Here is an 11733-nt window from a genome sequence, read left to right on the forward strand (position 1 = left end):
ACCTCTGCGCAGGCGCCGATCCTAACGGTCGCCCCCGCACCGCCCGCCAGGGCCCGGTACGCACCGGCACCGGACACGAACCGAACGGGTAGGGTAACGCCGCGCCAACTCGCGGCCCGGTCGGGCCGGTTCCACAGCAACACCGAGCGCCGCCGGGCCTCGGCACCGTCAACAAGGGGGAGCGCCACGTGCGTCGAAGGATCGAGGTGCGGGCATGAGTGAGCGGAGCGAGCTCATCATCGAACACCGCGCAGTGGGCGGAGCGCCTGCCGGGCGAAGCGGGGTGGGAGCGTGAGCACCGCGGCCGCCACCGGCTACTGCCGGGTGACCGTCGTCGCCCCGGACCGCCGGATCGACGTCGCCCTGCCCGAGGACGTCCCGCTCGCGGACGTCTACCCCGAGGTGCTGCGGCTGGCCAACCAGAGCCAGCCCGACGGCACCCCCACCGGCTTCCACCTGGTCCGCCGGGACGGCACGGTGCTCGACAGCGGGCTGCCGCTGGCCGCCCAGCAGGTCCGCGACGGCGACCTGCTGGCGCTGCGCCCCTTCGCCGAGTCGCTCCCGCCGGCCGTCTACGACGACGTCGCCGACGCGATCGCCAGCGCCGTCGAGGCCGACCGCCGGTTCTGGACCGCCGAGCTGATGCGCGGCTTCGGCCTGATCGGCGCCGGGGTGCTGCTCACCCTGCTCGGCTTCGCGCTCTGGTTCTCCGACCTGCGCCACGACATGCACGGCCTGCCCGGCGTGCTGGCCGGCGTCACCGCCGTCGTGCTCACCGCGCTCGCCGGGGTCCGCGCCCGGGTCTACCAGGACGCCCACGCGGCCGTCGCGCTCGGCCTCGGCGCGCTGCCGCACGCCATGATCGGCGGCAGTGGCGTGATCGCCGTCGCCCACCTCGGGGACGGCCCCGGCCGGCTCCAGTTCTTGGTCGGCTGCGTCGCCGCCCTGGTGGTCTCCGTACTGCTGGCCGGCCTGCTGCCGGAGAAGGACGCGGTGTTCGTCGCCGCCGCCCTGGTCTCCACCGCCGGCGCGCTCGCCACCTTCGCGGCCGTCCTGCTGCCGGAGACCCCGGCCGGGCACATCGCCGCCGTCACCGGCGTCGCCGCCGTCGCCGTGGTCGGCTTCCTGCCCAGCCTCTCCGCCCGATTCGCCCGGCTGCCGGTCGGCTTCAGCGCCCCCGGCCAGACCCGCACCCGCAGCCGCGACTACGACGAGGAGGCCGAGCGCGCCGAGGCCGTCCAGTACGAGCGGATCGCGCACCAGGCCCGCCGCGGGCACGAGGTGCTGGTCGGCCTGGTCGGCGGCTGCGCCGCGGTCGTGGTCGGCGCCTGCGCCGTCCTCGGCTTCACCGACGAGACCTTCCCGGAGGTGCTCGCGCTCGCCCTGGGCCTGACCACCATGCTGCGCGCCCGGCTGTTCCGCTACACCGCGCAGGTGCTCAGCCTCACCGTGGCCGGCCTGCTCGGCCTGAGCCTGCTGATCGTCGGGCTCTCCCTGCACACCCCGCAGTTCTTCCTGCGGGCGGCCGGCTCCACCACCGAGCTCGACCTGCGCACGATCTGGCTGACCGCCTCGATCGCCTTCGGCGCCGCGCTGCTCACCGCGATCGCCCTGGTGGTGCCGCGGCTCGGGGTCTCCCCGTTCTGGGGGCGCATCCTGGACCTGGTGGACAGCCTCACCCTGATCTCGCTCGTCCCGCTGGCGCTCGCCGTCCTGGACGTCTACCGGCTGGTCCGCGGCGCCACCAGCTGACCGCAGGCCCCCCGGAGCCGCCCGCGGAGGCCCCGGAACCGGCCCCGGAGCCGCCCGCCCGACCGCCGAACGGCCGGGTGGGCGGCACTGGTACGCTTGGCCTTCGAGCGCAGCCGTGTGTCCGCCCCCCGTGGGTCGACGACCGCCGGCCGCGCCCGCGACACCGAGTTCTCGATGAGTCCTGTGTTGTCGACCAGGACCGCTCGGTAGACCCTGAAGGAGTTGCAGTGGCTCTCGCCTCTGACGTCAAGAAGCAGATCTTCGCCGAGTTCGGCCAGAAGGAGGGCGACACCGGTTCCCCCGAGGTCCAGGTGGCCATGCTCTCCCGTCGTATCTCGGACCTGACCGAGCACCTCAAGACCCACAAGCACGACCACCACTCGCGTCGTGGCCTGCTGATCCTGGTCGGCCAGCGCCGCCGCCTGCTGCAGTACCTGGCCAAGAAGGACATCGAGCGCTTCCGTACGCTCGTCGACCGCCTGGGCATCCGCCGCGGTGCCGCCGGTGGCGCCCGCTAAGACCGCCGCTCGGGGGCGGCTCCCCACACCGGGGAGCCGCCCCTCGCGCGTATGCCGCGGCCGTTGAGCCGCGGCGCCCGCAGATAACAACTCGCGCGCACCTCCCCAGGTGGCCGAGGATTGCACCGTAGGGTTGTGGGCATGCCGGGTGATGGCGCACCAGCGCGCCACCCGGGCAGAAGGACCCAACCCCCCCCCGCGGGACGAAGGCTTCAAACGGAAGCCGCCCGCATCCGAGAGAGCGTCCAGACGCGGACCGCCCTTCCGGGCCCGGCAGCCGTGAGGCGCCGGTCCTCGGTAGTGGCCGTCGGAACCCCCGCAGACCGAGCGGGGCACTCCGGAGGCTTCGATCGAAGACCGGCCCGACTGCCGCCCTCCCCGAGGAGGGCCCGGGGCCCACCGCAGGCAGTACGCGGGGACGCTCTCCCGGAGACGTACGAAAGAGGAGATCTTCCAGGTGGAAGAGAACGTGTTCTACGCCGAGGCCGTGATCGACAACGGTTCCTTCGGCACCCGTACCATCCGCTTCGAGACCGGCCGTCTGGCCCGTCAGGCCGCCGGCTCCGCCGTGGCCTACCTGGACGACGACACCATGGTGCTGTCGGCCACCAGCGCGTCCAAGCAGCCGAAGGAGCACTTCGACTTCTTCCCGCTGACCGTGGACGTCGAGGAGCGGATGTACGCCGCGGGCCGCATCCCCGGCTCGTTCTTCCGTCGCGAGGGCCGGCCCTCCGAGGACGCGATCCTCACCTGCCGCCTGATCGACCGCCCGCTGCGCCCGTCCTTCGTCAAGGGCCTGCGCAACGAGGTCCAGGTCGTCGTCACCGTGATGGCGCTCAACCCCGACCACCTGTACGACGTGGTCGCGATCAACGCCGCCTCCGCCTCCACCCAGCTGGCGGGCCTGCCGTTCTCCGGCCCGATCGGTGGCGTCCGCGTCGCGCTGATCAACGGCCAGTGGGTCGCCTTCCCGACCCACAGCGAGCTGGAGTCGGCCGTCTTCGACATGGTCGTCGCCGGTCGCGTCCTGCCGGACGGCGACGTCGCGATCATGATGGTCGAGGCCGAGGCCACCGACAAGACCATCAAGCTGGTCGAGGGCGGCGCCGAGGCGCCGACCGAGGAGATCGTCGCCTCGGGCCTGGACGCCGCGAAGCCGTTCATCAAGGTCCTGTGCGCCGCGCAGTCGCAGCTGGCCGCCCAGGCCGCCAAGCCGACCGGCGAGTTCCCGGTCTTCCTGGACTACCAGGACGACGTCCTCGCCGCGCTGTCCGCCGCCGTCAAGGACGAGCTCGCCCAGGCGCTGACCATCGCCGGCAAGCAGGAGCGCAACAACGAGCTGGACCGCGTCAAGGCGCTGGCCGCCGAGAAGCTGCTGCCCGAGTTCGAGGGCCGCGAGAAGGAGATCAGCGCCGCCTACAACGCGCTGACCAAGAAGGTCGTCCGCGAGCGCGTCATCAAGGACAAGGTCCGCATCGACGGCCGCGGCGTCACCGACATCCGCACCCTGGCCGCCGAGGTCGAGGCCATCCCGCGGGTGCACGGCTCGGCCCTGTTCGAGCGCGGCGAGACCCAGATCCTGGGCGTCACCACGCTGAACATGCTGCGCATGGAGCAGCAGCTGGACACGCTCTCCCCGGAGACGCGCCGCCGCTACATGCACAACTACAACTTCCCGCCGTACTCCGTCGGTGAGACCGGCCGCGTGGGCTCGCCCAAGCGCCGCGAGATCGGCCACGGCGCGCTGGCCGAGCGCGCCCTGCTGCCGGTGCTGCCGACCCGCGAGGAGTTCCCGTACGCCATCCGCCAGGTCTCCGAGGCGCTGAGCTCCAACGGCTCCACCTCGATGGGCTCGGTCTGCGCCTCGACCATGTCGCTGCTGAACGCCGGTGTGCCGCTGAAGGCCGCCGTCGCCGGTATCGCGATGGGCCTGATCTCCCAGGAGATCGACGGCGAGACCCACTACGTCACGCTGACTGACATCCTCGGCGCCGAGGACGCGTACGGCGACATGGACTTCAAGGTCGCCGGTACCCGCAACTTCATCACCGCCCTCCAGCTGGACACCAAGCTGAACGGCATCCCGGCGTCGGTGCTCGCCGCCGCGCTGAAGCAGGCCAAGGACGCCCGCCTGCACATCCTCGACGTGATGAACGAGGCCATCGACTCGCCCGACGAGATGTCCCCGAACGCGCCGCGCATCATCACCATCAAGATCCCGGTGGACAAGATCGGTGAGGTCATCGGCCCCAAGGGCAAGATGATCAACCAGATCCAGGAGGACACCGGCGCCGAGATCACGATCGAGGACGACGGCACCATCTACATCGGTGCCGCCGACGGCCCGGCCGCCGAGGCCGCCCGCACCACGATCAACCAGATCGCCAACCCGACCATGCCGGAGGTCGGCGAGCGCTACCTGGGCACCGTGGTCAAGACCACGACGTTCGGCGCGTTCGTGTCGCTGATGCCGGGCAAGGACGGCCTGCTGCACATCTCGCAGATCCGCAAGCTGGCCGGCGGCAAGCGCGTCGAGAACGTCGAGGACGTCCTCGGCGTCGGCGCCAAGGTCCAGGTCGAGATCGCCGAGATCGACCCGCGCGGCAAGCTCTCCCTGATCCCGGTCATCGAGGGCGAGGAGGGCGGCGAGGCCGCTTCCGAGTGAAGCGCCGCTAGCTGACCCCCGCGGCCCGTACGCCTCACGGCGTGCGGGCCGCACCCCGTTGTCCACGCGTTCGTCCGTACGTGCCCATCCGCACGTGCGTTTCCTCTGGAGGTACCCCCCGTGGCGCAGGCCCCGGCGGTAACGCAGCGTCCCGGCACGACCCGGACCCTGCTCAAGGGCGTCGACGGCGCCGGCACGGTGCGCCGCACCGTGCTCCCCGGCGGCCTTCGGGTCGTCACCGAGACCCTGCCGACGGTGCGCTCCGCGACCTTCGGCATCTGGGTCGGCGTCGGCTCGCGGGACGAGACCCCGCAGCTCAACGGCGCCACCCACTACCTGGAGCACCTGCTCTTCAAGGGCACCGAGCGGCGCAGCGCGCTGGACATCTCGGCGGCCCTGGACGCGGTCGGCGGCGAGATGAACGCCTTCACCGCGAAGGAGAACACCTGCTACTACGCCCGGGTCCTGGACACCGACCTGCCGCTGGCCATCGACGTGGTCTGCGACATGCTCACCGGCTCGCTGATCCGCACCGAGGACGTGGAGTCCGAGCGCGGCGTCATCCTCGAGGAGATGGCGATGGCCGAGGACGACCCGGGCGACGTGGTGCACGACCTGTTCGCCAAGGTGATCTTCGGCAGCGGCCCGCTCGGCCGCCCGATCCTCGGCACCCAGGAGACCATCAGGACGCTCACCCGGGACCAGATCGCCGGCTTCTACCGCCGCCGCTACCGGCCCGAGCAGCTGGTCGTCGCCGCGGCCGGCAACCTCGACCACCGCAAGGTGGTCAAGCAGGTCGAGCAGGCCTTCGCGCCGCTGCTGGCGGCGTCCACCGCGGCGCCGGCCGAGGCCCGCCGCGGCGTCAAGGCGCTGCGCACGGCCGGCCGGGTCGAGGTGCTCAACCGCTCCACCGAGCAGGCCCACCTGGTGCTGGGCGTGCCCGGGGTGCCCCGGCACGACGAGCGCCGCTGGGCGATGGGCGTGCTCAACGCGGCCCTCGGCGGCGGGATGAGCTCCCGGCTGTTCCAGGAGGTCCGCGAGAAGCGGGGCCTGGCGTACTCGGTCTACTCGTACTCCTCGTCCTACGCGGACAGCGGCCTGTTCGGCATCTACGCCGGCTGCCAGCCCAAGCGGGTCGAGGAGGTGCTGCGGATCTGCCGCGCCGAGCTGGCCAAGGTGGTCGAGGAGGGCATCACCGAGGAGGAGCTGGGCCGGGCGATCGGCCAGATCTCCGGCTCCACCGTGCTCGGCATGGAGGACACCGGCTCGCTGATGAACCGGATCGGCAAGGCCGAGCTCAGCTACGGGCACCACCTGTCGGTGAACGAGATGCTGGAGCGCATCGCAGCGGTGACCCTGGAGGACGTCCACGCGGTGGCCCGTGATGTGCTGGGCGCGTACCGGCCGTCGCTCGCCCTGATCGGCCCGGTCAACGACAAGCGGGCCGCCAAGCTCGCCGATCTGCTGGTCTGATCCGCTTTTCCGGATCCGCTGAATCCCAGGTGAGAGGAACTTTTGCCATGACGCTGCGTGTCGCCGTGATCGGCGCCAGGGGACGGATCGGCTCCGAGGCGGTCAAGGCCGTGGAGGCCGCGCCGGACCTGGAGCTGGTCGCCACCCTCGGCCGCGGGTCGAACCTGGAGGAGCTGACCGAGGCCGGCGCCCAGGCGGTCGTCGAGCTGACCCATCCCGACTCGGTGATGGGCAACCTGGACTTCTGCCTGCACCACGGCATCCACGTGGTCACCGGCACCACCGGTTGGACGGACGAGCGGCTCGCCACCGTCCGCGGCTGGCTGGACGAGGCCCCGGAGCTCGGCCTGCTGATCGCGCCGAACTTCTCCATCGGCGCCATCCTCGGCATGAAGTTCTCCCAGATCGCCGCCCGGTACTTCGAGTCGGTCGAGGTGGTCGAGCTGCACCACGACCGTAAGGCCGACGCCCCCAGCGGCACGGCCACCCGCACCGCCCAGCTGATCGCCGCCGCCCGGGCCGAGGCCGGCCGGCCGCCGCAGCAGGACCCGACCACCCACAGCCTGCCCGGCGCGCGCGGCGCCGACGTGGACGGGGTGCCGGTGCACGCGGTGCGGCTGCGCGGCCTGCTCGCGCACCAGCAGGTGATGTTCGGCGACACCGGCGAGACGCTCACCATCCGGCACGACTCGCTGCACCACAGCAGCTTCATGCCGGGCATCCTGCTGGGCGTGCGCAAGGTCGTCGGGACGCCGGGGCTGACCTTCGGCCTCGAACACTTCCTGGACCTGTGACAGTGTCGAACCAGACCGTGCCGTACCAGAGCACGCCGAACCGGACCGTATTGATCCCCGGAGGGGCCCGATGACCTCCCGTACCGGTTTCTTCGTCCTGTCCGGCGTGCTGCTGCTGGTCGCCCTGGTCTGCGTGGGCGAGGGCGTCCAGCTGATCGCCACCGGCAAGCCGCTCGGCATCGGCATCGGGGTCTGCGCCTTCGTGATCCCGGTGATCGGGGTCTGGTTCCTGCGCCAGACCGTCCGCTTCGGCCGGGACAGCGAGCGGCTGGCCCGCGAGCTGGAGGCCGAGGGCGGCCTGCCGGTGGACGAGCTGGAGCGCAGCAAGGGCGGGCGGATCGACCGGGCCTCGGCCGACGCGGTGTTCGCCCGCCGCCAGGCCGAGGCACAGGACGCGCCGGGCGACTGGCGGGTCTGGTTCCGCCTCGCCGTGGCCTACGCCGACGCCGGCGACACCCCGCGCGCCCGCAAGACCATGCAGCACGCCATCAAGCTGCACAGCACCGAACCCGCAAGGAGTAACGCGTGAGCGACGAACCGACGGCCCCCAGCTTCCGCAGCGACGTGACGGTGGAGCTGGTCCGCAGCGCCGCCGCCGACTCGGACGTCATCTGGGCGGCCCGGGTCTCGACCGCGGGCGAGCAGTCCCTGGAGGCCCTCCAGCAGGACCCGGAGAAGTCCAAGGGCCTGATCAACTTCCTGATGCGCGACCGGCACGGCACGCCCTTCGAGCACAACTCGATGACCTTCTTCATCAGCGCGCCGATCTTCGTGTTCCGGGAGTTCCACCGGCACCGCAGCGGCTGGTCGTACAACGAGGAGTCCGGCCGCTACCGTGAGCTCCAGCCGGTCTTCTACGTCCCGGGCGAGGAGCGCAAGCTGGTCCAGGAGGGCCGCCCAGGCAAGTACGAGTTCCACGAGGGCACGCCGGAGCAGCATCGGACCACGACCGCGGCCATGGAGGCCGCGTACGTCGAGTCCTACGCCCGCTACCAGGAGATGCTGGCCGCCGGGGTGGCCCGCGAGGTGGCCCGCGCGGTGCTGCCGGTGGGCCTGTTCTCCTCGATGTACGCGACCTGCAACTCGCGTTCGCTGATGCACTTCCTGTCGCTGCGCACCCGGCGGGAGAACTCGGCGGTGCCGTCCTTCCCGCAGCGCGAGATCGAGATGGTCGCCGAGCAGATGGAGGAGCAGTGGGCCCGGCTCATGCCGCTCACCCATGCGGCCTTCGAGAAGCACGGCCGGGTCGCCCCCTGACCTGGGACGACAGGCATACGGGCAGAGTGTCTGGCATGTCTGGATTGCGGCTTTTCTAGCCGCTCCCTACATTCGTGAACACGGATTCCGGTGCTGCCCGAACCCCCGAGCGGGCAGCACCGGAATCCCACGTCCGCGCCACCGATGCGCTGCACCTGTCCGAACACCGGACCGGCATGGGTACCGCCCCACCGCCTACGAGTAGCTTTGGACGCATGGCTCCGACCTCCACCCCCCAGACGCCGTTCGGCCGGGTCCTGACCGCCATGGTCACCCCGTTCACCGCCGACGGCGCGCTCGACCTCGACGGCGCCCAGCGCCTCGCCACGCACCTCGTGGACTCCGGCAACGACGGCCTCGTCGTCAACGGCACCACCGGTGAGTCCCCGACCACCAGCGACGCCGAGAAGGCCCAGCTGGTCCGCGCCGTGGTCGAGGCGGTCGGGGACCGCGCCCACGTGGTGGCCGGCGTCGGCACCAACGACACCCACCACAGCGTGGAGCTGGCCCGCCAGGCCGAGGCGGCCGGGGCGCACGGCCTGCTGGTCGTCACGCCGTACTACAACAAGCCCCCGCAGGAGGGCCTGTACCGGCACTTCACCGAGGTCGCCGATGCCACCGGCCTGCCGGTCATGGCGTACGACATCCCGGGCCGCAGCGGGGTCGCGCTGAGCCACGAGACGCTGGTCCGCCTCGGCGAGCACCCGCGGATCGTCGCCAACAAGGACGCCAAGGGCGACCTCGGCGCCGCGGCCTGGGCCATCGCCCGCGCCGACCTCGCCTGGTACTCCGGCGACGACATCCTCAACCTGCCGCTGCTGTCCGTCGGAGCCGTCGGCGTGGTCAGCGTCGTCGGGCACGTGGTGGCGGCGGACCTGCGGGCGATGGTCGAGGCCTTCCTGGCGGGCGATGTGGTCAAGGCCACGAGCATCCACCAGCGCCTGCTGCCGGTGTTCAGCGGTATGTTCCGCACCCAGGGTGTGATCCTCGCCAAGGCCGCGCTGGAACTCCAGGGCCTGCCGGCCGGCCCGCTGCGACTCCCGCTGGTCGGAGCGACGCCCGAGGAGATCGAGCGGTTGAAGCAGGATCTCGCCTCCGGCGGGGTACACCTTTAGCAGACACGGACGTGCGCGCCCCCGGCTCGCCGGACCTCCCCGGGTCCGCCGCTGGACCGGACCGTAGGCGCGAGAGCACAGACCCAGTAGGAAAACGACACTGAGTACGCGCGCCATATGTCTCCAGGGGGAGGACCCCGGACATATGGCGCGCGTCGTGAGGAGAGTCTTTTGAGCCACCCGCACCCCGAGCTCGGCGCGCCCCCGGCACTGAAGGAGGGCGCCCTCCGCATCACTCCGCTCGGCGGCCTCGGCGAGATCGGCCGCAACATGACGGTCCTCGAGTACGGCGACCGCATCCTGATCATCGACTGCGGCGTCCTCTTCCCCGAGGACGAGCAGCCCGGCGTGGACCTGATCCTCCCGGACTTCAGCTACATCCGGGACCGTCTCGACAAGGTCGACGGCATCGTCCTCACCCACGGGCACGAGGACCACATCGGCGCCGTCCCCTTCCTCCTGCGGGAGAACCCGGACATCCCGCTGATCGGCTCCAAGCTGACCCTCGCCCTGATCGAGGCCAAGCTCGCCGAGCACCGCATCCGGCCGTACGTGCTGGAGGTCAAGGAGGGCGAGCGCGAGCGCATCGGCCCCTTCGACTGCGAGTTCATCGCCGTCAACCACTCCATCCCGGACGCCCTGGCGGTCGCGGTCCGCACCCCCGCCGGCATGGTCGTGGCCACCGGTGACTTCAAGATGGACCAGCTCCCGCTGGACGGTCGCCTGACCGACCTGCCGACCTTCGCCAAGCTGGCGGAGGAGGGCATGGACCTGCTGCTGGTGGACTCCACCAACGCCGAGGTCCCCGGCTTCATCCCGCACGAGCGGGACATCTCGGCGGCGCTGCGCAACGTCTTCGCGAACGCCGACAAGCGCATCATCGTGGCCTCCTTCGCGAGCCACGTGCACCGCATCCAGCAGGTGCTGGACGCCGCGCACGAGTACAAGCGCAAGGTCGCCTTCGTCGGCCGCTCGATGGTCCGCAACATGGGCATCGCCCGCGACCTCGGCTACCTGAAGGTCCCCGGCAACATGGTCGTGGACGTCAAGCAGCTGGACGACCTGCCGGACAAGGAGGTCGTGCTGATCTGCACCGGTTCGCAGGGCGAGCCGATGGCGGCGCTGTCCCGGATGGCCAACCGCGACCACCAGATCCGCATCGTCGAGGGCGACACCGTCGTCCTGGCCTCCTCGCTCATCCCGGGCAACGAGAACGCGGTCTACCGGGTGATCAACGGCCTGACCCGCTGGGGTGCCAAGGTCGTGCACAAGGGCAACGCCAAGGTGCACGTCTCCGGCCACGCCTCGGCCGGCGAGCTGCTCTACTTCTTCAACATCTGCAAGCCGCGCAACCTGATGCCGGTCCACGGCGAGTGGCGCCACCTGCGTGCGGCCGCCGAGCTGGGCATCGCCACCGGGGTGCCGCGCAACCGCGTGGTCATCGCGGAGGACGGCGTCTGCGTCGACCTGGAGAAGGGCGTCGCCCGGATCGTCGGCAAGGTGCAGGCCGGGTACGTCTACGTGGACGGCTCCTCGGTCGGCGACATCACCGAGGCCTCGCTCAAGGACCGCAGGATCCTCGGCGAGGAGGGCTTCATCTCGGTCTTCGTCGCGGTCGACTCGACCAACGGCAAGATCGTCGGCGGCCCGACCATCCAGGCCCGCGGCTCCGGCATCGACGACAACGCCTTCGGCCCGGTCGTCGCCAAGCTCCAGGAGGGCCTGGACCGCTCGGCGAGCGACGGCGTGCTGGAGCCCCGTCAGGTGCAGCAGCTGGTCCGCCGGACCATCGGCAAGTGGGTCGCGGACAACTATCGCCGCCGGCCGATGATCCTGCCGGTCGTCGTCGAGGTCTGAGGCTCGCTCAAGACCGGCTGAGGCCGGTTTGACGTGGGGCGACCCGGTGCGTAATGTTCTCCGGGTTGCCCCACGGGACGGCCCCTCGGAAACGGGCTCGAATTCGGATTCGAATTCGAGAACGACCGGGGAAAACGGACCGAAAGACTCTGATAGAGTTCGGGAGCGCCGAAAGGCGAAAGCAAATCGGATGAATGAAACTCCGGAAAACGGAGCGGAAAACATCTGATAAGCTGGAAACACGAAAGAACGAAGCCCGGAGGGTCCGCTGGAAGGCGGTCCGAAGGAAGCGTCCGTTCCTT

At 70.9% G+C, this 11733-nt stretch carries 9 protein-coding genes; all 9 read left to right on the top strand.

The genetic code is table 11. The annotated features are described in order from the left end of the window. Window positions 1-291: 291 nt before the first annotated feature. Window positions 292-1752: a type VII secretion integral membrane protein EccD gene (eccD, locus tag ACWDCZ_RS12620; protein ID WP_049651682.1), complete on the top strand. Its 1461-nt coding sequence runs from the start codon at window positions 292-294 to the stop codon at window positions 1750-1752. Between the two features lie 227 nt (window positions 1753-1979). Then, on the top strand, window positions 1980-2270 hold the full coding sequence (rpsO, locus tag ACWDCZ_RS12625) for a 30S ribosomal protein S15 (RefSeq protein ID WP_031072625.1): 291 nt from the start codon (window positions 1980-1982) through the stop codon (window positions 2268-2270). A 457-nt stretch (window positions 2271-2727) separates the two neighbouring features. Further along, a complete protein-coding gene (locus tag ACWDCZ_RS12630; RefSeq protein ID WP_049651681.1) occupies window positions 2728-4935 on the top strand; it encodes a polyribonucleotide nucleotidyltransferase in 2208 nt (735 codons plus the stop codon). 120 nt (window positions 4936-5055) lie between these two features. Next, on the top strand, window positions 5056-6408 hold the full coding sequence (locus ACWDCZ_RS12635) for a M16 family metallopeptidase (protein WP_234348371.1): 1353 nt from the start codon (window positions 5056-5058) through the stop codon (window positions 6406-6408). Window positions 6409-6455: 47 nt separating this feature from the next. Beyond that, entirely contained in the window at window positions 6456-7202 is a 747-nt protein-coding gene (gene dapB / locus ACWDCZ_RS12640) for a 4-hydroxy-tetrahydrodipicolinate reductase (protein WP_117487805.1), read from the top strand. 70 nt (window positions 7203-7272) lie between these two features. Beyond that, window positions 7273-7731, top strand: coding sequence for a tetratricopeptide repeat protein (locus ACWDCZ_RS12645; RefSeq protein WP_049651678.1), 459 nt, complete (start codon window positions 7273-7275; stop codon window positions 7729-7731). Then, a complete protein-coding gene (thyX, locus tag ACWDCZ_RS12650) occupies window positions 7728-8459 on the top strand; it encodes an FAD-dependent thymidylate synthase (protein ID WP_049651677.1) in 732 nt (243 codons plus the stop codon). Before ACWDCZ_RS12645 ends, thyX begins: the two co-directional genes overlap by 4 nt. A 215-nt stretch (window positions 8460-8674) precedes the next feature. Further along, window positions 8675-9574, top strand: coding sequence for a 4-hydroxy-tetrahydrodipicolinate synthase (gene dapA, locus ACWDCZ_RS12655; RefSeq protein WP_049651676.1), 900 nt, complete (start codon window positions 8675-8677; stop codon window positions 9572-9574). A 171-nt stretch (window positions 9575-9745) separates the two neighbouring features. Continuing rightward, window positions 9746-11431 (top strand): ribonuclease J, encoded by a 1686-nt coding sequence (locus ACWDCZ_RS12660; RefSeq protein ID WP_049651675.1) that lies wholly within the window; start codon window positions 9746-9748, stop codon window positions 11429-11431. The last annotated feature ends 302 nt before the right edge of the window (window positions 11432-11733 follow it).

Source organism: Kitasatospora sp. NPDC001225, assembly GCF_053597855.1.